This is a genomic window from Marinomonas sp. G8-14, assembly GCF_055808935.1.
Genome location: NZ_CM147891.1, coordinates 4,111,361 through 4,137,952, shown reverse-complemented (window position 1 = coordinate 4,137,952; position 26,592 = coordinate 4,111,361). Strand labels below are relative to the sequence as shown.

The window sequence follows — 26,592 nt, the reverse complement described above, 5'->3', positions numbered from 1 at the left end:
CCAACTGGCATTTGGGCGCGCCCTTTTTTACACCTTATGGCGATTTATCAGATCAATCCTTGATCGCACTCCATGCGACACCAATCTGGTACAGTATCTGAGTCGCTGTCGACAAGGTACTCAAGCCATCTAGGTAATCTGTGTTGATCGGCACTATGATGGTATCACCAGGCTCTAATGGTGCAGAATTACGACTAAACCAGAAAGAGTTGTTTGGTAATTCAACCGAACCATTTGCTTTGACGATGTAAATACGGTCTGTGTCTGCTTGACGTTTTGTGCCCCCTGCCGAAGCAATGTAATCCTCTACTGTCAACACCGGGTTGTAGGTATGGTTGGAAGCAAATTGCACTTCGCCAACGATGCTGACCACTGGGTTAAGAGCAGGCACAAACAGCTTGTCACCTTTTTCTAACATCAAGTTCGCTAGATTATTACCTTTCATCGCTTTGTTTAGGTCTATAACCAAACGCCCTACTGGCACCACATTATCCAACTGATCGACCACCGCGATGGCCTGCGCTGGGTCAGCTACCGACGTTGATCCTTGGCGACGCAAAGACATGGCGCTGATTTCTTGTTTGAGTTGCGCGTTTATAAATTTCAGTCTTTCTGCTTCTTGACGCTTCAAGCTGTCACGACTAAATACCGCCCCAGAAGGATACGCAAACTCGGTAAAACCACCGGCCCGCTCTACTACGTCTTTTAGGGTTTCACCGCGTCTAAAGGTGTAGGTACCAGGGAAAACAAATTCCCCTTGTAACTCAACCACCATGCCTTCTTGCCAGCCTGGCTGAGATTTGATGATTAAATGATCCTGTGCGTTCAAGGCGATTGGGTATTTACCACTAATGGCGTCTTTTAACGAAAAGTTAATGCGATCTATCGCCGATCTATCGCCTTCGGTTTTACGACGTGTTAGCTCAGCTGACGCCAAGTAGGCCTCTTGTGTCAAGCCGCCTGCCGCTGCAAGTAAAGACGCCACATTGGCGTTTTTAGCCAAAGGATACAATCCCGGAAATTTGACCGCCCCGGACACTTCGATCAGTTTTGCTGGATTACCGTAACTGGCTTGCTCTTTTAATCGATCCATAATGGGTCTAAGCAAGGCTTCTCGACTGGCTTTACGCAGCTCTGCGGCGTTGGACGCTACTTCCGTCCCGGCAATGTTCAGTGTCGAACTTTCATTTTGCTCAACGACCGCACCGGTTTCTGCGTCCACGGTTTCACGCGCTTTATCTATCCCAGAAGGCTTTGCTTTGCTGTTTGCATAGGAACCAAACCAATAGTCTTGCTCCAAACCGTTATCAAATACAAAAATTTGATCTTTTTCTTGCAGTAATAAGTTGGCCTCAGAGTTCGGTTTGGTCAAGGCATCTAATAAGCTGAATTGGTAGATTTCAATGGCTTGATTGGCATTCACTTCTCGCACCAATAAAGCGTAGTTAAGATCGGCGGTTTGCTTTAGACCATCATCCATAGAGCCTATGGCGTCACTGACTTTCATACCCGGCGTAAAATTGAGTGCACCTTGTCGAACAACTTCACCACGAACAGCAACGGCATTTCGTAGCGACGAGGCCGCTGCGGACAAGTTCACGTCATCGCCATTTTTTAGCTTAAATCTCTGGCCTGCTGTAGTAGCAAGGTCTAAGGTAAATAACTGCAGCCCATTTGAACTGGCTCGGCGTACACTGACTCGCGATAAATACGCCTGGGGCTTTGCTCCACCAGCTAACGACAATAATTGTCCCAGTGTGGTATCCCCCTTGGTTTCATACACGGCAGGACGAGCCACTTGACCCTCTATCGTGATGCTGTTGTCACGCAGTGGAATAAACAGTGTGTCACCCGATGATAAACGCAAATCTTTTGACGTATCACCTTTGAGCAATAGGTCATACAGATCAAAGTCTGATATCACTTGGCCTTTACGCATTAATTTAATATGACGCAAGCTGCCAGATTTTTTCACGCCGCCGCTGGCGATCAAAGCTTGGGTGATGGTGGTTAAACCGTTTACATTGTAAGCACCAGGCTGTATCGCTTCACCGACTATATAAACTTGCATCGTACGCATCGCGCCCATGGTGACGGACACATCCACCCCGATGGTTTTGTTTTTAATCACATCATTGAGCTGTTGACGTAACTGCGCGAATGTTTGACCCGCTACAGCCACGGGGCCAATATCCGGGAGATTAATCGAGCCATCTCTGTCTATCGCTAAAGATAGATTCTGATTACTTTTACCAAAAATCTGTACACTGATCACATCACCAGGGCCCATTTGATAATCTAACGGTACAGGCAGGTTGTCTACCACGGTTAGGCCTAAGCTATTGTTACCAAGCACATCATAGCCAAACAGCGGCACACCATCACTGTCATCTGCGGCCGCTTGAGCAACAGGCGCCGATGTCGCCTCGCTAACGACAGGCTCCAGTACTGGCGCTTGCTGCACGGGTGCTGACCCTATATTGGTCGCGCCTCCGGTCAAAGAACCAAGATCCACACCATATTGACGGGCTAGCGCCTCTTGTTGCGCTTGAGGCAAACTCTGAAACTGGCTAATCTGCTCTGCGGTCGGTGTGAAAGCAAGCAGATTTCCCGCTAGCGTCATCATTAGTATCGGTAAAAGTCGTTTTTTAAGTCGCATGCTATCTGGTCTATTTAGGTTCAATTAAAGTGTGATCTTAGCTCGTGTGAATTTGTTTTTTATGCTTTTTGTTTTTTTATGCTTTTTGTTTAGGAACAATGTATTTAAAAACGAAATTCATAGCCAACCCATAAGTTACGCTGATCCGTATCGCTCTGATTTGTGTTGTTTTTTCTCTGTTGATAGCTCGTTCCCATTCGCACCATTCCGGCGAGTGCAGGCAAATTATAGGTAAACTGTGTGCTTCTTATGCTTTCATTATCTAGGGTGGCGTTCTGGTAACTCATGCCTATTTGATGATCGTTTTTAAGCTGTAAATACAGGGCAACTGAGACACTGTCGTCTAGCTCATAGGTTGTGTTGGCAACCTTGTCAGTGACTGATGGGTAGCTGCCTGACAACCACGGGGTGGTATCATGGGCATCGCTAGTCTGTTGAGATTCTAACACAATACGAGCGACATTTTCCCCAAGTGGGAAGCTGCCTGTCCAACCAAATAACCAAGCCCCCAGCTCAGACTCATTGGATGTTGAAGCCGCTTCGGCGTAGACACTGTGATAAAAACTGGCAATGCTAGGTAAGGTCAGCTTCGCATCAACTGCGAGCTGCTTTTCATCTTGAATAGAGTTGATACCTGAAAACCAAGTTTGATACGTGATACCGTATTCAAACCGCGAAAGCGGCTTTGATACCAAACGGGTTGCACTGTGATAGTCGTAGTCAGAGTGGGCTGGTTGTGCCACTACGCTTTCGATACTCCACACCCCCAACACAGAATTTTTGCCTATGTAGCTGACGCTAACGTCGGGAGCCGCTTTCGCGTATGAAGCGAGAATAAGATTATGCTGCCAGCCTTGTCCCCACCAACGATCCACATTGCCAATAGACCAGAGCCAAGCCCCCGTGCTGTAGGCAAAGTAGCTGTCGTCTAGGTTTAAGCTTGTGTCGTCTTGATACTCACTGTAACCCGCCGTTAGGCGATAAGAAAACACGTTCCCTAGGCTTTCCACACTGGTATATACGCCTTTTTCGTCTTCATTAAACTGACCAAAGCCCAATGGTAACGAGGAGTTAGATCCATTGACGACTTTGAATAAGCGATTACCACGATTCAATTTGGCGGTGTTTAGCGTATAAAGTAGCTGTTGATTGGCGACGACGACAACATCACTACCATGGTTTAAATAGGTTAGATCATCGCCAAACAAGGACCAACGCATGGGATAATGGTTGACTGGCGACGACATCTGACCGGCGTCAGACAACAGTACTAAAGAAGAGCGCAAAAACGGGTCGTTGGCTTCCAACCATGGCGATGCCATGCTAGCCACAGACACACTCATTGCCAAAGGGACCAGTAATATCTTGCTAACCGCGTCATTAACGTGACAACGACGAACATAACCATGTTTTAAAACGTACGATTTGGTGGTGCTCAGGGACAGAATATTGTTGACGTTAAGCGAGGACATTAATAGCTCACATTTCCTTGTATTGATCGAGTTAACGCTTTCATGAGCATGCTTCGTATCAGACTATTATTAAGATGCCGCCTATAATGTCGTAATTCGTGGCAAAAATAAAGGCGGCTTACGCAATGCTTTCACAAAGCAAGGCATTTTATGCACACTTTTTTACGATTGGTTTTTCATGCCAAATATGGATGAATTATTAAATAAGGCGTGTTTTTGTATTACCACCCTCCCCTAGAGGCTAAAAAATGCCGAAAAAGTGATTAAAAAATTAACAAACATCACTCCTATAACTTACATTGTCACAATACATGATCTAAAATCGGTCTGGAAGTCTAATCTTCAAACATCGATGTTTAAATGATAAGGAAATATTATGAAACTTGTAACAATAGCTACAATTGTAGCACTTGGCCTAGCTAGCCAAGCTTATGGTGAAGCGGCTACTGGTGCTGGTAGTTTTTCAGCTGGTGGTGCAGGAGCTGGTGGTGCAGGAGCTAGTGCTGGTGCAGCAGGCGCAGGTGCTGGTGCGAGCGCAGCGGGTGCGGGTGCAGCTGGTGCTGCAGGCGCAGCGGGTGCGGGTGCAGCAGCAGCGGGTGCTGGCGTAGCAGCCGCCGGTGTTGGTGCAGCGACGGCAGCAGCAGTAGGTGGTTTGGCAGCGGCAGCGGCGGCAGCGGCAGCAGTGGCAGTGAGTGCAGCAGTTGCGTCAACGACAACCAGTTCGCCGCAAAGTACTACGGGGAATAATACGACTACTAATACCAACTAATCCCCTCTAAACCACCTAATGCTTTCATTGGGTGGTTTTTTTACATTTTCATTGGTCATGACATGCGCTCTTTTTTTATAACCTTTACCTTCCTTTTTTTATTCTAGTATTGGCTTTGGCAGGTTGTTCAACCAACTTCAAAAGCAGCTTGGACTCGGCAAAAGCAGTAATTGGCTTAAACAACGCGATCACTCCTGAGTACATTGCTTCCCTGCCTTATGCCAGCACTCTCGTCACGATCAATAGTTATCGACCTTTGCTTTTGATTTTAGCCGCGGTAGATTACAACACGACCACTCAGGCTTATAGGCTTACTTGGGTCAGTCAAGATTCTGGCAGCATTGTCACGGAAAACGGTCGTATTATTCACACTGTAGGCTTTACCAGCGATAATTTAGAGACGCTAGCATCTACTAGCGCCCCCATTGCTAATAACATGGCAAGTCATTTTGACAATGAAAGCTTTGATATCAATAGCATGGTGACAGATCATTTTGGCAGCATGATTCCTAAGCCAGGTAGCACAGCACAATGGATCGCTAGGTACGATTGGTCCCCCGGTTACCGATATGGCTTCACCGCTCAAGTCACATCCCGTTCTCTTGGTATGGACACGGTAATAACCGAGCGGTGGCAACAAAACGCTGAACAGATCGCTGAAACCGTCACCTTTAACGACCTAGATGCACACTTTACCAATCTTTTTTGGCTTACGCCCGACGCGCCGACCGTTCGACCCTTTGTGGTTAAAAGTATCCAATATTTAGGACCCAACATGGACAAAGTCGAAATGCTCATGGTGAAACCCTTTATTGAGCCACTTAACAATACCACAGTAATAACACCCCAAACCGACAATGAGGATTCACCGTCATGATGCTACTTTGCACGACACCTCGATTACGTGGGCTATTACTGACTGGTTTGCTGTGTCTCGTGACTTTGTCACAGAATGCCAAAGCAGATAACGCTATCATTACGCTTCAACACAATCAAATCACCCTGTCTTATCCGCAAGAAGTGCGTTTTTCACAACTTTTGCAGGATGCTTATTCTCATACCAACTACCTGATATACCCACTTGGTAGTGCATTGATCAATCCAAATAAACAATCCATAGTTACCAACCAAAAAAGTACTGTTTTGCGTCAACTGGCTGCCATAAACACACCTGCTGCAAAACACATCATAAACCATCTCAATCGGTTAAATTTGGTTTACCACGAGGATATGGTCTTCGACCTTACCAAGGTTCGCATGAATCCCAAGCTTAACCCCACGATAAAAGGTGAGTACTCACTGTCACTGCCAAAGCGCCCAACCCACATTACTGTGTTTGACGCGAGACAAAACCAGATTAAGACTATTCCCTTAAATAAAAATGGTGAGCTTCACGACTACTTGGCACAATTCGCTGGCGTTAGCAAATCTCAACAGCCCTATGATTCGGTTTGGGTTATTCAGGCCGACCGGAGCATTTACCAAGTTAAAGACCTGCAATGGAAAAACACCTTATATTTTCTCAGCCCTGGCGCTATGGTGTTTATTGGGCTAGCAAACTTGCCTGATGACTACCGCGATTTGAATGCCAATGTCGCCCAACTGTTTGCTTTTCGCTTGGAGCTATAATGTCATTTAAACGTTTCCCTGTGACACCCTTTCTTGCCTGCTATGGTTTTTTGTTGAGTGGCGCTCTGTATGCTGAAAGTCAGGCGGAGGACGATGCCTATTTTGCTTTGCCGTTTCAAGGACCACAACTGACACCGTCACAAATGGATCTAGGCGGCGTCGGTTTAATCCAAATGCCGTCTGGCCGCATGGCCGACGAAGGTGCGTTCAGTTTTGGTTACAACGATAACAGTGAATACAAGTTTTATACCTTATCTTTGCAGCTGATGCCTTGGTTAGAAACCACCATTCGTTACACTCAAGTGGAAGATCTGCTGTACAGCGACAGTGAAAGCTTCAGTGGTGACACCAAGTACGCGGATAAAGGCATTGATGCTAAATTGAGGCTGTTTAAAGAAAGCCAATGGCGACCGGAAGTATCCGTTGGTTTGCGCGACCTTGGTGGTACAGGGTTGTTTGATGGCGAATTTCTCGCTGCCACCAAACGCTTTTCAACCGATCATTATGGCGAATTCGACGTTACTCTAGGACTAGGCTGGGGATATTTTGGTACCCAGGGCAATATTAGTAACCCACTGTGTAATGCAGCCGACCGCTTCTGTGATCGTATTTCAGATACTCAAGATAATGGTGGTTCCATTGACTACCAACGCTGGTTTACTGGCAGTGCCTCTTTGTTTGGCGGTATCGAATATCAAACGCCCTACGAGCCCTTGCGCTTAAAATTAGAATACGACGGCAACGACTACAGCCAAGACGTTCCGGTTACTCGTGGCGGTGTAGACATGACCCCGAAAACACCTTGGAACTTTGGTGCGGTTTATGAGGTAAGCGATGGCTTTGATCTGCGTTTAAGTTATGAACGCGGCACCACTGTGGCGCTTGGTTTTACGCTGTCCACCAACTTTAATTCCATGAAAGGCACATGGATAGACAACGAGCTACCCGCTATGGGCACTGATCAACCCGCCACACTGAATGACGTGGATTGGCCTGCTCTGGATCATGAATTAGAAGACGTGGCTGGCTATAAAACCAGCAGAGTGTATCAACAAAACGACGCGGTAACCTTTGTCACGCAACAAACAAAATACCGTGATCGTGATGTCGCCACCGAAAGAGCCGCGGCCGTCATGGCAAACCACTTGCCAACCAACGTGAGCGCTTACAAGATCATTGAAGAGTCAAACAATATTCCCGTGAAGTCGACTAAGGTATCAGCGCGTGCTTATCGTAAAATCGCGGCGGTAGATTATATTAATCCAACCATTAAAGACGCCATTATTGAACTGCCACCAGAAGACATTGATGATGATCCTTTGTACGAAAATGTTGAACGCTTCAGTTACGGTTTTGCTCCGCACTTAAGCCAATCCTTCGGCGGCCCAGAAAGCTTTTATATATACAGCCTCACCATGAAAGGTGGTGCATCTTACTGGCTTAACCGACATTTGGAACTATCAAGCTCTGTGTCTATTAATCTATTAGATAACTACGATAAGCTTAATTTCGCTACCCCTGATGATGGTACATCTAATTACCGTGTTCGTACTCTAGTGCGGGCCTATGTAAGTGATAACGACGTCAGTTTAAATAACCTGCAACTAACCTGGTTTGATCGCTACGCAAGCAATTGGTATCAGCAAGTCTACGCTGGTTATTTAGAAACCATGTTTGCTGGGGTTGGCACGGAAGTATTGTATCGTCAGCCTAACTCAAATTGGGCCATTGGTGCGGACATCAACGCGGTCTCTCAGCGTGACCCTAGCTCGGTTTTTGGTATTTTCTCTGATGAAAACGCCTACGGTAACAATACCAAGGTACTTGCCAGAGGCACCACAGGGCATTTGTCTTTGTATTATCAACCCGAATGGTCATTCTTAGAAGACACCCTATTTCGTTTGGATGTGGGCAAATTCTTAGCCGCAGATGTTGGCGCCCGTTTTGACTTTTCTAAGCAATTTGACAGCGGCATGATTATCGGAGCCTACGCCAGCCGAACCAACATGTCCGCAGAAGACTTCGGCGAAGGTAGCTTTACCAAAGGGTTTTATTTGTCTATACCATTCGACACCGTCTCACTTAAACCCACCAACAGCCGAGGCAGCCTAAACTGGCAGCCTATTACCCGCGACGGCGGCCAAATGCTAAGCAAACGCAATAGCTTATTTGTCATAACCGACATGGTATCCCCTTGGTATCAACGACCTGCGCAAAACTAAGGCAGGTCGTGCTTTAGCGCGACAATCTCTTTGTAGGTCGTGCTTTAGCGCGACAAGAAATTACGTTTAAAAGGAGACGTTATGTCATGGAATGACCTAAGGAAAGGAAGGCTCTCAGAATCCAACCGCGAATATTTCATTACTTTTAATACACTTAATAGAGTTCCGTACTTTGATGACTTCTTTCTTGCTCAGTTGTTTTGCCAGCAGATAGATACAAATCAACAACATCATAAATGCACATGGTTAACATGGGTTCTAATGCCAGATCACTTCCACGGTTTAGTAAAACTTGATGATCACAGCTCCACATTATCAACCATCGTTGGTAACTTAAAAGGCAGCAGCGCGTTTAAAATCAATAAACATCGACAGAAAAGTGGCAACTTATGGCAATCTTCCTTTTATGACCGCGCATTACGAGCCGACGAAAACCGTCTAAATATTGCCAGATACATTGTCGCAAACCCATTGCGAAAAGGATTAGTTAAAAGTGTGAAAGACTACCCTTTTTGGAATTCAATGTATTTATAGCTTTCCTTTAAAAATATTTGATTTGATGCGATCAACTTTTTGTCGGCCTGAAGGCGCGGCAATCTCTTTGTAGATACCATCTCTCCTGACCAGCCTCAAGTTTTTATTTAACTAACTTGAGGCTGATATTCTGTTTGATTCTTAACAACGCCAAAACATATTTGTGACAGCTTTCTCATCGCTGCACCTAGCGCCTGCATTTTTGTTTTGCCTTGCTTTAGTAGTCTCGTCTTCTGCGCTTTTATATCGGTATTGTGTTGACCAGCTACGATTGCGGCCATATACAATTTCGCTCTGATATAGCCTGGCCCTTCCTTACTCAAGGTTGTTTTTCCTGCCCGTTTACCAGATTCGTTGTGCTTGGGGATCAAGCCTAAATAAGAAGCCAGCTGTTTTGCGCTCTTAAACCGCTTACACGCCAGCAAACAAACCATTATTCGGGATGTTACTTCACCAACACCATTTATGCTTTCAAGTAATTGGCGGTTCTTCTTCAATTGAGGATGCCTGTCAATATGCTCATCGATTTCATTTTTGAGTTTATCAATTTCAGCCTTTAACACTGCTATCATATCTTTGAGAGATTGAGCGACCCGAGCGGATGCGCCTGAAAATCCTACCGCTTCATAACGGTTTTCTTCACGCTGTAAATCTTGCTCTAGCGCTTCAAGTCTACGCATCATTGCCTTTAGTTCTCTTGCTTCTACCGGCTCTGGCTGCCAGCTTGAAAGTGAATGTTGTTGGTCATGACCATAGCGAGCTAGCATTGTGGCGTCTGATTTATCAGTCTTATGAACTAGCCCTAATGATTTTGCATATTGTTTTGCTTTTCCAGGGTTTACATGTAAAAGAGTAAATCCTTGGGCATATAAAAAATACATCAACGGTTCGCTATAAATACCAGTAGGCTCTGTCGTAATAACAATATTCTGAGCTTCTAACCCTGTATTCTTTAGTACCCAATCAACTAATTCTTGATAGCCTTGTTTTGTGTTCTTTAAGACCTTGGTTTTCTGCTTATTTTTGACCACGTCGCGTAACCAACTAACATCTAACTTTTCTTTACCAACATCAATGCCAATAAAAGCCTTCATCTCTATTTACTCCCCTTGTACATGCAGCATCACCCTTACTTGGGGTGCTAGGATACCATTCAGTTTAATGGAGGTTAGGAAATCAGAGCCTCAATCTACAAAACAGCATCTTTGTGCTCAGGTCGCGCACGAGGCTCACCGATTTCCCGATGCGATAAGTGCTAGCTAAACACTCATCAAGAAGAGATACAAGGTCGTGCTTTAGCGCGACAAGAGGCTGGTTTGATTCGATCGGCTTTTTGTCGGCCTGAAGGCTTAAGGATCCCCACATTTATTTTTAGCACTTGGTTTCCAATAGAAGGAGGTCTAACGCCTCAAATAACATTTTTTCTGTTATTTCATAACGGGAGGTTTTCAGGATCCTTTTGGCTAAATAGCAATAAGACAATACTCGCCTCGTTGTTATCGTATTTGATTGGAAATGACGATGATAACCTTGCATCTCTGCCGCTTTCCCAATGACGTAAAGGCACCATTGAGCAAGTAAGGCAATTAACAGAAGGGTTTGTAATCGCTCAATAGATTGGCTTCGGCTACGTTTTAGTCCTAGCCCATAATATTCGTTCTTCGTGTCTCGGAATGCTTCTTCGATGGTCATTCTGCGCTTATAAATATTGACTAGAGCAAGAGGAGGAAACTCGCCTTTTGGCAAGTTACTGACTAGAAACCAAGGCTCTCTGTTTGCTTTAGAGCACTTCTTATAATTGTTACAGTTTGGTCTTTTAACGGGTTTGCTTTTTTCTTTGTAGGGCGTGGACTTTTATACAAAACACCACGACAAGGCCATTGTTGTTGTTTTGATAGACGCAAGCCGGACAACTCCATTGGTTTTGTGGTGGCTTGATGATGATAACCGTCAACGAGAGTCCATTGTGGTCGTTTATCCGTTTGGCATTTTACCGTTCCACGTGTACGTGCAAGCCAATACCAATCTAATTGCTCTATTGCTTTGAACCACGGAACCTTAAATCCTGCGTCCGTGCAGATAATAGGGGTACAGTCAGAGGGAAGTATTTGCTTTAAATTATTTAAGAAGTCGACATGTCTTTTATGATTATTCATAGCTCCTTCAGGGTGTACTTCTTCATATAAGGTGAAAGCTCTTCCCTGAAAGGCCACTGAGGCGCGCAGTAAAACAAAGCTAAAATCATAAACACTTGACCAATCAACAATGATGGGCAAGAACTCTTGTGAAGAAAAGTGAGAGGCAAGGGTCTTATAAAATTGATTTCGGCATTGGTGTAATTGGATGTTTCCTAACAGTCGATCAACTCGTTTAATGCAATATTTTTCAATGACGTTAGCGTCTTCTCCTAGTTTTCTACCAATTGCCGTTAGGCTTAATCTGGCGCCTTCTTTAACGGAGGATACTGCATCTGATAAAGCTGTATAGGTTCGCTTATCAATGGAGATTGAATTGTCAGGAAGTAAACTCGATAATAACAATGTGATGCCCCTTGTCTGGCTTATTTTTTGGCGAAAATAGTTTAACCAACAAGTGGGCATCACTCTATATTTGTGGGGATCCTTAAGCCTGAAGGCCAACCTACAGGTGGTTGGTTTTCTGTAGGTCGTGTTTGTGTGTCGAGGTTTTTACAATAACGAACGCACGTACGCTTCGATCTCAGGGTTCTGGCAATTATCAAAGAAGCATTGCTGGAAGCGTTCACCAGATACCGCGGTTTTCACCAGTGCTTGGTCCATGGCTTTTAAACCATCCAAGTAGTTGTCTTTCATGGTTGCCGCTTTCACTAGGTTCAAGATACCAGCGTTTTTAACTTGTGGTTCTCGACGCTCAACTGGGTAACCTTCGCCACGGGGGCCTGTGAAGGCTTTTTCGAAGATGTAACGTGCGTTGAGTTCGGCGGCCCAGCCGAAGCCTTTGGCAAAGGCCATGGCGATGGCGTTGCCGTTGTTGATTTGGTTAAACAGGAAAGCGTCTGAGGGTTCTAAGCAATAGCCGCATATCACGCCTGGGTGAGCGTTTAACGACATCATGGCGCCCTGCCCTGTGCCACAGCCAGAGACAACGAAATCAACGGCTTTTGAGTTCAATAAAAGACTCGCCATGATGCCTAGGTGAATGTAGGTTAGGTGGTGATCGTTTTCATCGCACATGCCCACGTTGAATACATCATGTTTCAATGGGCCTGCCACGGCATTAAGTTGTTCTAGAATAGTGGCGTTCTTACCTGCTTGGCTATTTTCCATCATCAGTGCAATTTTCATTATTTTCTCCTGAGTGATTCTGTTGTGTCGTTTGATAAGACGTTTGTTTATAAGAAGTCTTTTCGGACTGGGGTGAAGTTGTCTAGCAGTACACCTGGCTCTAAGCAGCGGCAACCATGCATGACATTTGGTTTTTTATACAGAGCGTCGCCTGGCCCAACGATTTTGGTTTCGTCGCCGATGGTGAACTCAAATTTACCAGACAATACATAGGTCAATTGTTCATGAGGATGGTTGTGCAGTGGACCAATAGCGCCTTTTTCAAAATGCACTTCCACTGTCATGATGTTATCTGAATAGGCCATGATTTTGCGCGATACACCCGCACCAAGATCTTCCAGAGGGACTTCGTTATTGTAAACAAACATAGGACAACTCTTTGTATTCTTGTTTTAGACACCTCTACTATAGCAGCGATAAAACATTATTCAATATTTTATGAAAAGCCGTTTCATTTATTTTATAAAAAATATGATTATTTGAAAAATCATCTGCCTGCGATAAACAGCCAAGTTAAAGGCAATAAAAAAGCTGGCGTTATGACAAGGCCAGCTTTTGAAGAGGGACGGATAAGTTTATTTAGTATAACCGAGTTTTTCCGATATTTTGGCCGTCGCTTCTTGCAATAGGCTTACGTACTTTTCAAACTTCTCTGGCGTGTAACGTAGGGTGGGGAAAGACAGACTTAACCCAGCAATAACATTGCCTAAACGATCATAAATAGGGCTACCTATACAGCGTAGGCCTTCTTCTTGTTCTTCATTATCGACGCCATAACCTTGCGCCTTGACTTGCTTAAGCTCTTCTAACAAGGCGTCTATGGTGCGATGTGTTTTTGCGGTAGAAGGTACAAACTGCGTGTCTTTAAAGACGTCACGGATGTAACTTTCTGGACGTTCAGCTAGTAATACTTTACCAATCGCAGTGGAGTAAAGTGGGTTACGTCCACCAATACGAGACTGCATGCGCAGATTGTATTGTGCATCTACTTTGTAGATATAGATAATGCCATCACCGTCACGAATACCAAGGTGCAATGCTTCTTTGGTTTGCTCTGCTATGCTCGCCATGTAAGGCTCGGTGAGCGACACAAGATCCACGTGTTCAAGTGCTTTTGAGCTAACTTCAAACAGTTTTAATGTCAGAGAATAACGGTCATCGTCGCCTTCTTGAGAGACGAAACCGAGCATTTTCATGGTTTGTAAAAAGCGATAGACAGTACTTTTTGACGTCATGACGGTTTGCGATAACTCTGTTACGCCAACAGATTTGTGTTCTGCCATTGCGTTTAATATCGCAAATACTTTCATGACCGAGGATACGGGTTCGATTTGCTGGTTGTTCTCTTCGTTTGTCATATTGGTTTCATTTTTTTTGAAATAGGATTTTGCAATTGTAATGCAATTTTTCATTCTTGACAGCCAAGATTACAAAATGAAACTGAAATAGTCACCCTAACCCCTCCCAATAAATCGTCCAACATGACGAGCGCGGACATCGATTACAGGCGAATCTATTGTCCGCAAACTGCCTACATGCTTCGAAAATAAGTAGGTTATCGCGCTAGCCAACCGCCATCTACCGCGACAGTATAGCCATTTACGTAACGCGATGCGTCAGACGCTAAGAAGACAATCGGTCCTGCCATGTCACTTGGTGTCCCCCAGCGGCCTGCTGGAATACGACTTAAAATTTCACTAGAGCGATCTTCATCTGCTCGCAAGGCAGCGGTATTATCAGTGGCCATGTAACCAGGCGCAATGGCATTGACATTGATGCCGTGCTTGGCCCATTCATTGGCAAGTAGCCGAGTGACGCCCATCACGCCACTTTTTGATGCGGTATAAGAGGGTACACGAATGCCACCTTGGTAAGACAACATAGAAGCAATGTTGATGATATTACCTGCGGTTCCCTGTGCAATGACTTGTTTAGCAAAGCTTTGAGACATAAAAAACACGGCTTTGATGTTCAAATCCATGACGTCATCCCAATCCTTTTCGGTGAAATCTAATGCGTCATTGCGACGAATGATGCCAGCGTTGTTAACGAGAATGTCAACGTGTCCAAATGCAGATACGGCTTCTTTGATGACATAACTCACGCTGGCTATTTTGCTCATATCGGCAATGACGCTGTGAAATTGACGGCCTGTTTTTTTCATCAAGGCGATTGTTTCAGCTGGATCATCCTGGTTAACGCCCACCACATCAGCCCCTGCGTTGGCCAATGCTAATGCCATTCCTTGCCCAAGGCCAGTGCTGCATCCTGTAACGATGGCTACTTTTCCTGTCAGGTCGAACATAGTGTTTCCTCATCTTTATTAAATTTTGGACAATGTAGGTCGTGCCTTTAGGCCGACAAAAAACTCACTACGACAAATTACGTCTTGTCGGGCTAAAGCCGAGACCTACAAAAGTCAATTGTGTGTCACGCCTCTTTTTTAGGGTTTACAGCGCTATGCTTATTTAACCGCTCTACGCAAAATGCGATTCCCTTGAGACATGAACTCTTTTGCGGCTTGCTCAACTGTCATGGTGCCTTGGTCCATTTTCTCGATCATTTCTTCAAACAACCCCAGTAATTTCGGATTCTCAAAATGCGGCGATGTTAGGAGTTTCTTCGGCAAATCATCGATTTGTGCCAAACCAGCGACCGATAGGTCATCGTCTTTGATGGTGCCATCCAGAGATAAGGCACGACGGGCAGCCAGACTCAATGGCACACCACGAGCCAAGCCCATTGCGTTGTAGCCTGCCGGCTCGTTTAATAGAAAATTAATTAACTTCGCGGCATCTTCTGGGTGTTGGCTGTTTTTGCCGATAGAGAGCATCAATGCGGGTTTGTAGAATAGACCCGCGTCATCCGCGCCTTTGATCATTGGATAAAAGCCCAATTCCATTGATTGAGGCGGTCTTAAGTTGTCGTTGTATTTGTTAATGGCAGAGTTCCACATGTAAACACCGGCCCATTCACCATTAATCCATGGTTTGTGCTCATAAAAATTCGCTTTGCCAAAACCCGCCACATATTTGCTGCTTGGTGTGACATGATTATTCACCATGTCTTCGTACATTTTGAAAAACTCAAGCATTTGTGCGTCGCTATAAGCAAATTTTTTATTTGCCTCATCGATCATGGGGATACCGTATTTTTGCACCATAAAGGAGCGGTTCATGGCGATGATGTCACGGCCTTCTAATATCAGTGGAAAATATTCGTCGCCCAGCTTTTCTTTGAAAACAGGCCCGCTTTCATGAAGTCATCCCAAGTAACAGGATAGGCCAAGCCTGCTTTCGCCCAGGTGTCTTTGTTGTAATAAAAAACGCGTGCTGCCATGGAAACAGGAATGCCGTTTAACTTGCCATTATTGGTACCCGCATCAAGAGCAGATTGATCAAATTGCGATAAGTCCAACACATCGCTGTATTCACGCAAGTCCTTAAAACCATCCCCTCGCGCGGAGAAAATCGGCATCCAATTCCAGTTGGTTTGCATGATATCCGGTTCGGTATTACCAGCAATTTGTGTAGTGAGACGCTCTAGGTGACCACCCCAACCTGTGTATTCTGATTTTACGGATATCCCTGGGTGCGTTTTTTCAAATTCTTTTAAAGCCTCAATCGTGGCGGCGTGTCGAGAGTTCCCTCCCCACCATGACATACGCAAATCTTCTGCACTTGCATTCATACTCACCATAGAACCAGCAGATGCTAATCCGACTAACAGAGCTATTGTTTTTATTTTCATGTGCTTTTCCTCGTTAGTAATTATTCAATTTTTGCACAACCCTCACCTTTGCCTTATGTGGCTTAGCTGTAGTGCAAAGGGCTTATAAAGAGATGTTCATCTCAGTTTTTTTATCAAAAATATGCGCATTGCTCATTTCAAAATGGAACCACTGTTGTTTTCCGATTGAATCCGATAATTTAGCTTCCACCACATCAGAAGGAACGCGAGTACAAAGTTCTCTATCTTCTACCGTAAAGTGGACGTAAAACTCTGCGCCCATGTTTTCCATTCGTACTATGGTTCCTTTGATAAGTTCATCCCGTGGTGAATTGTCATCGGCTAATTTGATGAATTCTGGGCGGATGCCAAACACCACGTCTTCGGTAAAATTGGTTAAGACTTTTTGTAGCTTTTCATCTGGCAAACCCAACATTTGAGACGACAAGGCTAAATGACACTTCCCCTCCCCCGTGCGATCTAAACGTGTTTCCACCATGTTCATTTCTGGCGCACCGATAAATCCTGCTACGAACAAGTTTTTCGGGTATTTATAAAGGTTGGCGGGAGTATCCACCTGCATGATGTGACCGTCTTTCATCACACAAATACGGTCCCCCATGGTCATGGCTTCAGTCTGATCGTGCGTTACATATACACTGGTGGCCGAGCGGTTGGTTTTCTTTAAGGTTTTATGCAAATCCGAAATGCGCACCCGCATAGACGCACGTAACTTGGCATCCAAGTTAGATAAAGGCTCATCAAACAAGAATACCTGAGGGCGTTTCACAATCGCTCGACCAACGGCAACCCGTTGCGCCTGACCACCTGAGAGCTGACGCGGCAAGCGATCTAGTAGGTCGGTTAACTCCAACAGTTCGGCGGCTTCGTTGACTTGTTTTTCGATGTCTTCTTTGCTGACTTTTGCTAGTTTTAAACCAAAGCCTAGATTTTCACGTACGCTCATATGGGGATAAAGTGCGTAGTTTTGAAATACCATGGCGATGCCACGATCTTTGGGCGGCAAACCATTTACTACCTTTCCGCCAATACTGATCGAGCCACCGGTAATGGACTCTAAACCGGCCAACATACGTAAGGTAGTGGATTTCGCACAGCCAGAAGGCCCGATCACTACTAAGAACTCGCCGTCTTCAATTTCTAGGTTAATACCATGAACCGCTTTGAAGCCGTTCGAATACACCTTGGTCAGATTTTCAAACACAACTTTAGACATACTATTCACCTATCCTTTCACGCCACCAGACGAAATGCCTTCTACGAAGTAATTCTGTGCGATTAGGAAAACAACAATGGACGGAACAATGGCAATGGATGCCATAGCTAAGATTTCATTCCATTGAGTGCCTTCGGTGACATCAATGGATAATTTGAGTGCCAAAGCGATGGGGTATTTTTCCACGCTGGAAATATAAATAAGTGGCCCCAAGAAATCGTTTACTGACCACATAAACTGAAACAGCGCGACCGAGATAATCGCAGGCTTCAACATAGGCACTACGATGTACCAAAGCAGCTGATAAGAGTTGCAACCATCGATTTGTGCTGCTTCCTCCATGTCCGTTGGCAAACCACGTAGGAACTGAATCAACATAAAGACAAAGAAGCCTTGTGTGGCAAAGGCCATCGGCAAATACAAAGGCAAGTAGCTGTCCAACATCCCCATTTCGCGGAACATCAAGTATTGCGGAATCAACAGCACAGAGGTTGGTAGTAAAATGGTCGCTACCAAGGTGACAAACCAAAATTTCTTAAAGGGAATCTCAAAGCGAGCAAAACCATAGGCAACAATCACCGATGAGATCACCGTTAAAATTACTTTTGGCACTACGTAATACAGAGTATTTAAAAAGAATCGGCCAAAGGTGTATTCCGTACCAGTATTCCAACCATTAATAAAACCATCTAATGAAAAATGCTCAGGCCAAAGGCTCAATGAACTAAAGATTTCATGGTTTGGTTTAAAAGCGGCCGAGAACATCCAAAGCAGCGGATACAGCATCACCAATCCGAAGAACAACAAGATAATGTAGCGAATAGACGCGCCTACTCGTTGCTTACGAATCTCAGCCCTTAGCATTGGATTATTTTTTAGGTCTGCGGACAACACGGCCCTATTAGGGAATGCTTTATTCATTGTTATTTACCCCCCTTATCACCTGAGTAAAACACCCAGTACTTCGATGATTTAAATGAGATGGCGGTAAAGATCGCCACAGCCAGAAACAACACCCAAGCCAAGGCACTGCCATAGCCAAGATCAAAGTATTTAAAAGCCGTTTCGTAGATATAAAGCGAGAACAAGTAGGTCGATTTTGCAGGGCCACCACCGGTAATAACGTAAGGCGCGGTAAACTCTTGAAATGCTTGGGTGGTTTGCATGATGAAGTTAAAGAAAATAACCGGAGTAATCAGTGGTACAGTAATCTTGGTGAACATTTGCCATTTAGACGCACCGTCAATCATCGCGGCTTCATATTGAGATTGTGGCACGCTCTGTAGCGCCGCCAAAAATATCACCATGGCTGAACCAAATTGCCATACCCGCAATAGGGTTACGGAAAACATGGCAAACACCGGTTCCCCCAACCAAGAAATCGCCTCGACTCCAAAGAGGCCTAAAAAGCTATTCAGTAGACCATCAAGAGAGAATATCGCTCGCCATAACACAGCAATGGCCACGCTGCTGCCCAAAATAGAAGGAATGTAATAAGCAGTACGGAAGAACTTAATACCACGCAACTTAAAGTTCAGTACGAAAGCAATAAAGAGTGCGAAGGCAAGTTTCAGCGGAATGGTCAGAAATACGTAGGCAAAGGTCACGCCCATAGACTGATAAAAAGTATCGTCGTCCAGCATATAACGATAATTATCTAAACCAATGTATTCCGGCGGATTAATCAGATCATAGTCGGTAAAACTAATGATCAAGGATGACAAAAAGGGAAAAGCAGTAAATATAAGTAACCCTATAATGTAGGGACTGATGTACAGCAACCCTAAGCGGTGATTTTCATACATAGCGTTCAACTCTGAATGTTGTTTTTATTTGACGTTGTAAAAACATACTAGAAGAACAATAAAAAAATAACAACGATTAATTTATTTTTATGAAACATCTTTTCACTTTTATTGATGAGTAGTTTTTTTGATGCTAATCTTGTCGATACCGATGATGTGACAGGCGTGAAGCAACACAGAAAGGATGACAACACTCACAGGCCATTCATAGACCATACCGTACGAACAAAAATAAGAGAGGAAACTATGTCACTTGGACAGATAACATCTTTAACATTTCAGCGCACTGTCGATGCCATCACAGGCACCAGTATTACTCAATTAACCCCTAACGGTAGCATCTGCCACCGCAACTATTTTTACCAAAAGTGCTTCAACAATGCGGGCAATCAGCTGCTTATTTCGGCCAATTTTGACACTCATCGTAATTACCATTTACTGGATCTAGAAAACGAAACCGCTATACAGTTAACGCAAGGCAAAGGCGATAACGTGTTTGGTGGCTTTCTAACCACACACGATGACGCACTGATCTTTGTTAAAAATAATCAACAACTGATTCATGTGGATATAAAAACTCAAAAGCACAGCGTGTTGTATGAAGTAGCAAAAGGCTGGGTAGGTTATGGCACTTGGGTACCCAATTCAGAGTGTACGAAAGTGGTGGGTATTGAAATCAAAGATACTGATTATATGAGCCTAAACAGTTGGGAAAAATTCGCCCAGTTTTATCATCAGAAACCACGCTGTCGTTTAATTTCAATTGACCTTAAAACCGGTCAGCGCACGACGGTTTTCGAGGACAATATTTGGCTTGGGCATCCGCTTTATCGTCCAAATGACGATAACACCATTGCGTTCTGCCATGAGGGTCCCCACGATTTGGTGGCAACACGCATGTGGATGATTGATGAAAATGGCGACAACATGCGTAAAGTCCATGAGCAAGATGAAGACGAATCCTGTACCCATGAGTTTTTCGTGCCAGATGGCTCTAAAATGATGTTTGTGTCTTATCGACCACATACGGATAAACGCCAACTTTGCTCTGTCGATGCACAAACGCTTGCCTTTAAAGTCGAGGCGGAGATGCCCGCCTGCAGTCATTTGATGAGTAATAATGATGGTAGTTTGGTTGTGGGAGACGGCTCAGGCACCCCCGTTGATGTCTCTGATCATGATGGGCACAAGATAAAAAACGATCCCAACCTGTATCTGCTTGATCTAAATAAAGGCAGTATTCGAGCCATTGCCGAACACAACACCAGCTGGACCGTATTAAATGGTGATCGTCAGATCAACCATCCTCATCCTTCTTTTACACCAGATAATAAGTCGGTGCTATACAGCTCAGACGTTAACGGCACACCGGCTGTTTATTTGGCGAGCCTATAAAAGCGGGACTATTGCTTGACCATTGTTTTCTATGATCGCGCCACATGCCGGATCAAGGTAGGCGCGACCGTAATCGACCATTAAATGGTTAGCGCGTGACTTTTATCAACATAACGATATGACCTCTGTGTCGATTTAATGGAGCTAAGTCTCACTACTTAGCTCCATCCCCCTTGCTATCGCCCTCATCTACAGGTAAAAGGTCGTATCACTGTAGTGGTCACCTGTATGATGGCTAAGCGATATTCTATTACGTTCAGAAGCTCCTGCAAGTTATTGTCTATTGGCACTGGTGTTCTGGTTACTTACAATACTTCGTACTCAGTTGTTTAATAAAAAAAACCATTTGCACAGGAGTAACCATGCTTTATAAACCAGCAGAACTTGCTCAAAGACAACGGCAACACTTTCTAAAAGTGATCTCGGTGTTTTTCGTCGCTTCTATTATTGGATCGACTTTTGCTGGCCCCGTAGCACAAACCATCCTACTTTGCTCAGCGGTTGGGATGTGCGCTATTTATTGGCTTATGATTGTGCGTCCTAACAACAAGATCGCTGTGGCTGGCTTTCTGTGGTTAATCACGCTGCAAATAAGCGCTCTAATAATGAATAATAATGCCGTGTACAGCCCTGTTGTCATGTGTTATGCGATTGTTTTAGTGTATGCCGCGCTTTTTTGTTCAACGTCTACTTTCCTAAGTTTGGCCATATTTATTATTCTGTACTGCTCGTTGCTATTGCTTTTTATTCTCTTGGGACACTGGTCTCCTCCCTCTCCAAAGGTTAACAAAGCGTCCATTGTCGCCACGAATTTGTTCCTCCTTATTGCCAGTTTTAGCGCGTGGCTTATTGCCAAAGACTTTCGTTCATTGCTTTATGATTTATGGAGCGAAAACCAAGCCTCAAGAAAGTCCCAAAAAGAAATCCGTCGTATCGCGACCCTCGATCCGTTGACGGGCCTTTCCAATAGAGTCAGTGCGGAACAAGCTTTTAGTAAACTCACGTTGGTCGAAGAGAAGTTATCTGTGGTGTTTATTGATCTGGACAACTTCAAGCCGATCAATGATGCCTATGGTCATCACTATGGTGATATTGCGCTAAAGATTCTGGCGGAACGATTGCGTAAGTGCCTAGAACCTGGTGAGATCATTTGTCGATTTGGCGGTGACGAATTTGTCTTGGTATTCAAATACGCCAATGCTCACCACTCTACATTACGCTATCAAGCCTTGTTAGAGACAATCGCCGAGGATATGGAAGTTGAACTTCGTGATTTTCGAATTTCCGCTTCAATTGGTGTCGCTCATTTTCCTGAGCATGGCACAAACTTTAATGAACTATGTCGGCTTGCTGACCAAGCGATGTATCGCTCTAAACTCTCCGGCAGAAACGCGGCACTGCTTTATCAACCTGAATGGCAAGATGAACATCGTAAGAAACTAGAAATGATTCAAGCCTTACGTCTCGCGATTGCTCACAATGAAATTTTTTTGGTGTATCAACCCAAATATGATCTGGCATCCTTGACCATCAATGGGGTAGAAGCGCTCGCTCGTTGGCAATCAAAAGAGTTTGGCTTTGTCAGCCCAGCGGTTTTTATCCCTCTAGCGGAAGAAACTGGGTTAATTGACAACATTGGTTTGTTTGTTTTAAGACAAGCCTGCCATGACTGCAAAAAATGGTTGGAACTGGGCTACGATATTCCGGTATCCGTTAACTTGTCAGCGGCACAATTGAGCAGTGGTATGTTGCCAGAACATGTGTTTAGTATTTTGGCAGATTCGGGACTGGCTCCTCATTATTTAGAACTCGAGATTACCGAGTCATTATTAATGCAAGATCAACAAGGCATTGATTCACAAATATCTAGGATCAATGATAAGGGCATTAGCTTTGCTATTGATGATTTTGGTACCGGTTACTCTAATTTGCATTATCTGAGTCGATTTAAAGCAGCTACGCTAAAAATTGACCAGTCTTTTGTCCGACAATTAAATGAGTCATCAGACAACTACAGTTTAAAAAACTATAGCTTGGTGAAAGGCGTTATCGTGCTAGCCAAAACATTAGGACTAACTACGATTGCTGAAGGGGTAGAAGATCAATACACCCTCAATATTCTTAGAGCAATGAAATGTGAATCAGTACAGGGATATCTTCTATCGAAACCCATTAATTTTGAAGAGTTGCTAATCAAGTTTAAACAGCATGAAGTAGAAAATCATTAACATTCGGGTAACACGAATAAACCGACAATAACAATAAAAACGGCACGCATAACACCCAGTTTATTCGTGCCGTTGCTTTCGTTTTTTAGTTAAAGTATTAAATTTTAAATTTCAACACTAAGTTATTGAGCTGTTCTGCAAGTCGAGAAAGATCTAAGCTGGAAGCGCTGGTTTGATTGGCGCCTTCTGCTGTTTGAGCCGATAGATCAAGAATATACGTCAAGTTTTTATCCACTTCTCTTGCTACGCTGGTTTGTTCTTCTGCCGCACTGGCGACAGTGACGTTTTGGTCGCTAATTTGACCAATCAAACGGGTGATTTCATTGAATGCTTGTCCTGCATCATTCGCCATTAGTAAAGTAGATTCAGCACGCTGGTTACTGTTGTTCATATTAGTAACCGCTCGATCGGTTTCAGACTGCACGAGCTGGATCATTTTTTCTATTTCTTTCGTAGACTCTTGTGTTCGATGCGCCAGCGCTCTCACTTCATCTGCAACAACTGCAAAGCCCCTACCACTTTCACCTGCACGAGCAGCCTCAATGGCCGCGTTGAGCGCTAATAAGTTCGTTTGATCTGCGATAGCACGAATCACATCCAATACCGAGCCGATGTTTTTCACATTACCGGCCAAGGTGGTCACACCATTTGCCGAATGTTGTATGTCAGTCGTGAGCTGTTCAATGATTTTTATAGTTTCATTAATTTTCGCTTGGCCTAATTGTGCTTTTTCATCAGCCACTTCGGCATTATCACTGGTCGAGCTGGCACTGCGCGCCACTTCTTCGATCGCCGCGGTCAATTGATTCACCGCAGCAGCGGCTTGTTCTAACTGATTACTCTGTTGAGACATAGTTTGTGAAGACTGATTGGTCACCACACTTAATTCTTCGGACGTCGCCGCTAGCTGCTGAGAGGAGTCGCTAATCAATGTCAGGGTTTGTCTTAATTGACCCTGCATTGCGGCCAATGCTCTTAACATATCCGCAGCTTCATCATTATGATGATCCGAGATATCCTCTGTAAGATCTCCATTAGCGACGCGTTTAGCAACCGCCACGGCATAACTCAAAGGCTGCGTTACACTGCGACTATAGAAAAACGCAAGGGCACTCAGCACGATTAGGGTAACAACAATGCCAGAAATAACTGCACTTCTGGAATTGGTATAAGTCAATGTTGCTTGATCATTAATTTGATTTGCACGTAGTAGCTGAAATTCACCCAATTTATCCACTTCTGCCGATAACAATTCAGCGGCAGGCATGACGATGTTACGTCGATAAGCTAATGCCTCAGCGATATTTTGCTCATCTGACAGCTTGTATAACTGAGGTAGTGTTGCCGCAAATGCGTCATGCAAACTGGCAACGCTACTAACAATCTCTTTTGCTTCTGTGCTACGAGCCAACGAGTACATGACTTTTTCTGATTCATCATACTCTGTGGTTATCGCAGCCATCTGTCTTTTTACATCATCACGTTCTTGCTGATTTTGTGCATCGGATAATTCGGTAATGAGTATTTGACTGCGCAATATGTCGCGTCTTAATTCCGTCGCAGTCGATAATGCGGGTATTCGATGCAAACTAAGCACATCAGTTATGTCATTTATTTTTGCTAGCTGCACAATAGAAAACATACCTAGTAAAAAAGTAATCACACCTAACACTCCAAAGGCGAGTGCTGAGCGTACCCCTATTCTCATATTTCTAATCATAATTCACCTGTACTCATTTAGTCGTTAGTATTATTTTTCTAGCTCACCTAAGAACGACTTATCATTAAGCAATCTATTTCGTCTTCTTAATAGACCCTTTTAAGAAGACGAAATAAATACGCAATATCTTTTAAATTAAATACCTGTCATTAAAAACAAACCTCAACAAGGATTTAGTGTTTTACACCATAGTTATATATTTTATCGATATATCTTAGAAATTAAAATCACATCTGCCTTTAAAAAAACCATACAAAAGAACAGCAAATTAATATGAATCACCATCAAAAAAGTATTCTTCGAAGAATATCCGTAAGACATACTGATTGATCCGACTTACTCTATTCATTCAGCTCCGTATGAATAGACGCTCCAGTTTCATTCTTTTTCGCTTGAAACATGGCTTGGTCGGCTAGATGAAACAAGGCTTTTGCCGTGGTGGCATCCTCAGGATAACGTGCGACTCCAATGCTCATACCAAACGACACTTCATCGCCTGTTTCTAATAACACAGGCTCTAAACATAATTTGAGCAAGCGTTCACAAAGTTGTGTCACTTGGTATTGAGTGATATCACTGATCACTATGGCAAATTCGTCACCTCCCAATCTTGCCGTAATATCTTCTTGCTTGGTCACGTTGATTAACCGAGACGCAACCTCTGCCAAGACTTCGTCTCCCGCTGGGTGACCAAACGTGTCGTTGATGCGTTTAAAACCATTGAGATCAATTATAAAAAGCGCTAGCTGGTTATTAAGCGAAACGGGCGTTATGAGTTGATCTAGACGCTCGTCTAAGTATCTTCGATTCGCTAAGCCGGTTAATTCGTCGATATAAGCCAATTTTTTTAACTCAAGGTAGCGATTCATTTTTGCAGTCACATCATGCTGTATAGCGATATAGCCAAAAATTTCTCCATTATCTCCTCGTAGTGGTACACCATATAAATGTACCCAATAGGCTTTACCACTTTTGTTGTAATTAAGAATGTCGGCTTCGAAAGGCCAACCTTTGTCTATCTGTCGTCTTAATTTTTGAATGGTCTTATTGGAGGTTTCAGGTCCCTGAAGTACTTCGCTCGGTTTTTTGCCTCTTAGCTCATCAATATGGTAGCCAGATAAACGACTGAATCCTTCGTTACACCACACCACTCTTTTATTGACGTCTGTGTACAAGACACCATTGGATATTTGTCCACTGATCCAAGATAAACGCTTATTTTCTTGCTGCAAGGCGTTCATGTAATGGAGATGAAGTTCATTTTGAGCACCTTGTGCCAAGTCTAACAACAAGGTCTGCTCGTGCTCGGTTAACACACGTGGCTTAGTGTCAACAATGCACAGAGTACCGATTGCGTATTGATCATAGGACCTAAGCACGGCACCAGCATAAAAACGAATGTAAGGTTCACCTGTGACCAATGGATTGGTTTTAAAGCGCTCATCTAATAAGGCGTCTTCTACAATCATTAACCGATTTTGTTCAATAGCATAGCGACAGAAAGAAAGGTTTTTAGGTATACAGGTAATGTCTGTGCCAATACTGGATTTCAAAAACTGCTGTTCCTTCCCCACAAAACTGATAAATACAATAGGTGTATCAAATAGGGTTTTGGCAAGGCGGGTGATACGGTCAAAACGATCATCATCAGGTAAATCAAGAAGTCCCAATTCTTGTAAGGCTCTGAGTCGTGTGACTTCATTTTCGGTACTTGTTGAGTGTTGCATTTGAAGCCATTCCTATTATGAGGATGGGAGATTCGCGGAGTATAGAGGAAGCATTGCAATAAAACTATGGTGTCTTACATGCTGTTACCTATCAGATAAAATAAATAAGAATGGATACCTTTTCGTCTACTTTTTTCTAAATA

The 26,592-nt window shown here is 44.0% G+C and carries 23 protein-coding genes; 7 read left to right on the top strand and 16 right to left on the bottom strand.

All coding sequences use genetic code 11. The features are described 5' to 3' along the window. Positions 1 to 52 precede the first annotated feature (52 nt). Together AC0L6V_RS21185 and AC0L6V_RS21180 are read right to left on the bottom strand one after the other, a co-directional pair. Entirely contained in the window at positions 53 to 2,659 is a 2,607-nt protein-coding gene (locus AC0L6V_RS21185) for an SLBB domain-containing protein (RefSeq protein ID WP_409419037.1), read from the bottom strand. Positions 2,660 to 2,763: 104 nt separating this feature from the next. Next, a complete protein-coding gene (locus AC0L6V_RS21180) occupies positions 2,764 to 4,131 on the bottom strand; it encodes a capsule assembly Wzi family protein (protein WP_265220296.1) in 1,368 nt (455 codons plus the stop codon). Between the two features lie 376 nt (positions 4,132 to 4,507). Here AC0L6V_RS21180 and AC0L6V_RS21175 point away from each other — a divergent pair, with 376 nt between their 5' ends. The 5 genes from AC0L6V_RS21175 to AC0L6V_RS21155 all read left to right on the top strand — a co-directional run bounded on the left by AC0L6V_RS21175 (position 4,508) and on the right by AC0L6V_RS21155 (position 9,285). Continuing rightward, positions 4,508 to 4,900: a hypothetical protein gene (locus AC0L6V_RS21175; protein WP_265220282.1), complete on the top strand. Its 393-nt coding sequence runs from the start codon at positions 4,508 to 4,510 to the stop codon at positions 4,898 to 4,900. 115 nt (positions 4,901 to 5,015) lie between these two features. Next, entirely contained in the window at positions 5,016 to 5,777 is a 762-nt protein-coding gene (locus tag AC0L6V_RS21170; RefSeq protein ID WP_418138581.1) for a YjbF family lipoprotein, read from the top strand. Next, positions 5,774 to 6,529 carry a capsule biosynthesis GfcC D2 domain-containing protein gene (locus AC0L6V_RS21165; protein ID WP_265220280.1) on the top strand — a complete coding sequence of 252 codons (756 nt, stop codon included), beginning with the start codon at positions 5,774 to 5,776 and terminating at the stop codon, positions 6,527 to 6,529. Before AC0L6V_RS21170 ends, AC0L6V_RS21165 begins: the two co-directional genes overlap by 4 nt. Beyond that, on the top strand, positions 6,529 to 8,751 hold the full coding sequence (locus AC0L6V_RS21160) for a YjbH domain-containing protein (protein ID WP_409419035.1): 2,223 nt from the start codon (positions 6,529 to 6,531) through the stop codon (positions 8,749 to 8,751). Before AC0L6V_RS21165 ends, AC0L6V_RS21160 begins: the two co-directional genes overlap by 1 nt. An 81-nt stretch (positions 8,752 to 8,832) precedes the next feature. Further along, entirely contained in the window at positions 8,833 to 9,285 is a 453-nt protein-coding gene (locus AC0L6V_RS21155; RefSeq protein ID WP_265220277.1) for an REP-associated tyrosine transposase, read from the top strand. A gap of 107 nt (positions 9,286 to 9,392) precedes the next feature. On the opposite strand, the gene AC0L6V_RS21150 is transcribed toward AC0L6V_RS21155, so the two are convergent. The 12 genes from AC0L6V_RS21150 to AC0L6V_RS21095 form a co-directional block, all read right to left on the bottom strand. Next, positions 9,393 to 10,379, bottom strand: coding sequence for an IS110 family RNA-guided transposase (locus tag AC0L6V_RS21150; RefSeq protein ID WP_100188761.1), 987 nt, complete (start codon positions 10,377 to 10,379; stop codon positions 9,393 to 9,395). 277 nt (positions 10,380 to 10,656) lie between these two features. Then, a complete protein-coding gene (locus tag AC0L6V_RS21145; RefSeq protein ID WP_188322931.1) occupies positions 10,657 to 11,031 on the bottom strand; it encodes a transposase in 375 nt (124 codons plus the stop codon). A gap of 8 nt (positions 11,032 to 11,039) precedes the next feature. Beyond that, positions 11,040 to 11,825 (bottom strand): IS4 family transposase, encoded by a 786-nt coding sequence (locus tag AC0L6V_RS21140; RefSeq protein WP_409419169.1) that lies wholly within the window; start codon positions 11,823 to 11,825, stop codon positions 11,040 to 11,042. A 147-nt stretch (positions 11,826 to 11,972) separates the two neighbouring features. Then, positions 11,973 to 12,608 (bottom strand): RpiB/LacA/LacB family sugar-phosphate isomerase, encoded by a 636-nt coding sequence (locus AC0L6V_RS21135; protein ID WP_265220276.1) that lies wholly within the window; start codon positions 12,606 to 12,608, stop codon positions 11,973 to 11,975. Between the two features lie 47 nt (positions 12,609 to 12,655). After that, positions 12,656 to 12,976 (bottom strand): cupin domain-containing protein, encoded by a 321-nt coding sequence (locus AC0L6V_RS21130; protein ID WP_265220275.1) that lies wholly within the window; start codon positions 12,974 to 12,976, stop codon positions 12,656 to 12,658. 207 nt (positions 12,977 to 13,183) lie between these two features. Then, positions 13,184 to 13,966 carry a DNA-binding transcriptional regulator KdgR gene (kdgR, locus tag AC0L6V_RS21125; RefSeq protein ID WP_265220274.1) on the bottom strand — a complete coding sequence of 261 codons (783 nt, stop codon included), beginning with the start codon at positions 13,964 to 13,966 and terminating at the stop codon, positions 13,184 to 13,186. Between the two features lie 197 nt (positions 13,967 to 14,163). Further along, positions 14,164 to 14,913, bottom strand: a complete 750-nt coding sequence (gene kduD, locus AC0L6V_RS21120; RefSeq protein ID WP_418138580.1) for a 2-dehydro-3-deoxy-D-gluconate 5-dehydrogenase KduD — start codon at positions 14,911 to 14,913, stop codon at positions 14,164 to 14,166. Positions 14,914 to 15,072: 159 nt separating this feature from the next. After that, positions 15,073 to 15,786 (bottom strand): type 2 periplasmic-binding domain-containing protein, encoded by a 714-nt coding sequence (locus AC0L6V_RS21115; RefSeq protein ID WP_265220272.1) that lies wholly within the window; start codon positions 15,784 to 15,786, stop codon positions 15,073 to 15,075. A gap of 26 nt (positions 15,787 to 15,812) precedes the next feature. Then, positions 15,813 to 16,358, bottom strand: coding sequence for an ABC transporter substrate-binding protein (locus tag AC0L6V_RS21110; RefSeq protein ID WP_265220271.1), 546 nt, complete (start codon positions 16,356 to 16,358; stop codon positions 15,813 to 15,815). Between the two features lie 82 nt (positions 16,359 to 16,440). After that, positions 16,441 to 17,574, bottom strand: a complete 1,134-nt coding sequence (locus AC0L6V_RS21105) for an ABC transporter ATP-binding protein (protein ID WP_265220270.1) — start codon at positions 17,572 to 17,574, stop codon at positions 16,441 to 16,443. A 9-nt stretch (positions 17,575 to 17,583) separates the two neighbouring features. Further along, positions 17,584 to 18,495, bottom strand: coding sequence for a carbohydrate ABC transporter permease (locus AC0L6V_RS21100; RefSeq protein WP_265220269.1), 912 nt, complete (start codon positions 18,493 to 18,495; stop codon positions 17,584 to 17,586). 2 nt (positions 18,496 to 18,497) lie between these two features. Then, on the bottom strand, positions 18,498 to 19,379 hold the full coding sequence (locus AC0L6V_RS21095) for a carbohydrate ABC transporter permease (RefSeq protein ID WP_409419033.1): 882 nt from the start codon (positions 19,377 to 19,379) through the stop codon (positions 18,498 to 18,500). 246 nt (positions 19,380 to 19,625) lie between these two features. Between AC0L6V_RS21095 and AC0L6V_RS21090 the strand changes: the two genes are divergently transcribed. Both AC0L6V_RS21090 and AC0L6V_RS21085 read left to right on the top strand, forming a co-directional pair. Then, positions 19,626 to 20,774 carry an oligogalacturonate lyase family protein gene (locus AC0L6V_RS21090; RefSeq protein ID WP_265220267.1) on the top strand — a complete coding sequence of 383 codons (1,149 nt, stop codon included), beginning with the start codon at positions 19,626 to 19,628 and terminating at the stop codon, positions 20,772 to 20,774. A 362-nt stretch (positions 20,775 to 21,136) separates the two neighbouring features. Next, a complete protein-coding gene (locus AC0L6V_RS21085; protein WP_265220266.1) occupies positions 21,137 to 23,002 on the top strand; it encodes a putative bifunctional diguanylate cyclase/phosphodiesterase in 1,866 nt (621 codons plus the stop codon). 97 nt (positions 23,003 to 23,099) lie between these two features. Here the strand turns inward: AC0L6V_RS21085 and AC0L6V_RS21080 are convergent, their stop codons facing one another. Further along, positions 23,100 to 24,722 (bottom strand): methyl-accepting chemotaxis protein, encoded by a 1,623-nt coding sequence (locus AC0L6V_RS21080; protein ID WP_265220265.1) that lies wholly within the window; start codon positions 24,720 to 24,722, stop codon positions 23,100 to 23,102. Positions 24,723 to 25,063: 341 nt separating this feature from the next. Further along, on the bottom strand, positions 25,064 to 26,449 hold the full coding sequence (locus AC0L6V_RS21075) for a diguanylate cyclase domain-containing protein (protein WP_265220264.1): 1,386 nt from the start codon (positions 26,447 to 26,449) through the stop codon (positions 25,064 to 25,066). Positions 26,450 to 26,592 lie beyond the last annotated feature (143 nt).

Coding starts and splice junctions, on each gene's coding strand:
- AC0L6V_RS21185 (WP_409419037.1), bottom strand. CDS start 2,659: ATGCGACTTAAAAAACGACTTTTACCGATACTAATGATGACGCTAGCG.
- AC0L6V_RS21175 (WP_265220282.1), top strand. CDS start 4,508: ATGAAACTTGTAACAATAGCTACAATTGTAGCACTTGGCCTAGCTAGC.
- AC0L6V_RS21090 (WP_265220267.1), top strand. CDS start 19,626: ATGTCACTTGGACAGATAACATCTTTAACATTTCAGCGCACTGTCGAT.
- AC0L6V_RS21155 (WP_265220277.1), top strand. CDS start 8,833: ATGTCATGGAATGACCTAAGGAAAGGAAGGCTCTCAGAATCCAACCGC.
- AC0L6V_RS21075 (WP_265220264.1), bottom strand. CDS start 26,449: ATGCAACACTCAACAAGTACCGAAAATGAAGTCACACGACTCAGAGCC.
- AC0L6V_RS21100 (WP_265220269.1), bottom strand. CDS start 18,495: ATGAATAAAGCATTCCCTAATAGGGCCGTGTTGTCCGCAGACCTAAAA.
- AC0L6V_RS21150 (WP_100188761.1), bottom strand. CDS start 10,379: ATGAAGGCTTTTATTGGCATTGATGTTGGTAAAGAAAAGTTAGATGTT.
- AC0L6V_RS21080 (WP_265220265.1), bottom strand. CDS start 24,722: ATGATTAGAAATATGAGAATAGGGGTACGCTCAGCACTCGCCTTTGGA.
- AC0L6V_RS21135 (WP_265220276.1), bottom strand. CDS start 12,608: ATGAAAATTGCACTGATGATGGAAAATAGCCAAGCAGGTAAGAACGCC.
- AC0L6V_RS21160 (WP_409419035.1), top strand. CDS start 6,529: ATGTCATTTAAACGTTTCCCTGTGACACCCTTTCTTGCCTGCTATGGT.
- AC0L6V_RS21105 (WP_265220270.1), bottom strand. CDS start 17,574: ATGTCTAAAGTTGTGTTTGAAAATCTGACCAAGGTGTATTCGAACGGC.
- AC0L6V_RS21110 (WP_265220271.1), bottom strand. CDS start 16,358: ATGAAAATAAAAACAATAGCTCTGTTAGTCGGATTAGCATCTGCTGGT.
- kduD (WP_418138580.1), bottom strand. CDS start 14,913: ATGTTCGACCTGACAGGAAAAGTAGCCATCGTTACAGGATGCAGCACT.
- AC0L6V_RS21095 (WP_409419033.1), bottom strand. CDS start 19,379: ATGTATGAAAATCACCGCTTAGGGTTGCTGTACATCAGTCCCTACATT.
- AC0L6V_RS21115 (WP_265220272.1), bottom strand. CDS start 15,786: ATGAACCGCTCCTTTATGGTGCAAAAATACGGTATCCCCATGATCGAT.
- AC0L6V_RS21130 (WP_265220275.1), bottom strand. CDS start 12,976: ATGTTTGTTTACAATAACGAAGTCCCTCTGGAAGATCTTGGTGCGGGT.
- kdgR (WP_265220274.1), bottom strand. CDS start 13,966: ATGACAAACGAAGAGAACAACCAGCAAATCGAACCCGTATCCTCGGTC.
- AC0L6V_RS21085 (WP_265220266.1), top strand. CDS start 21,137: ATGCTTTATAAACCAGCAGAACTTGCTCAAAGACAACGGCAACACTTT.
- AC0L6V_RS21165 (WP_265220280.1), top strand. CDS start 5,774: ATGATGCTACTTTGCACGACACCTCGATTACGTGGGCTATTACTGACT.
- AC0L6V_RS21180 (WP_265220296.1), bottom strand. CDS start 4,131: ATGTCCTCGCTTAACGTCAACAATATTCTGTCCCTGAGCACCACCAAA.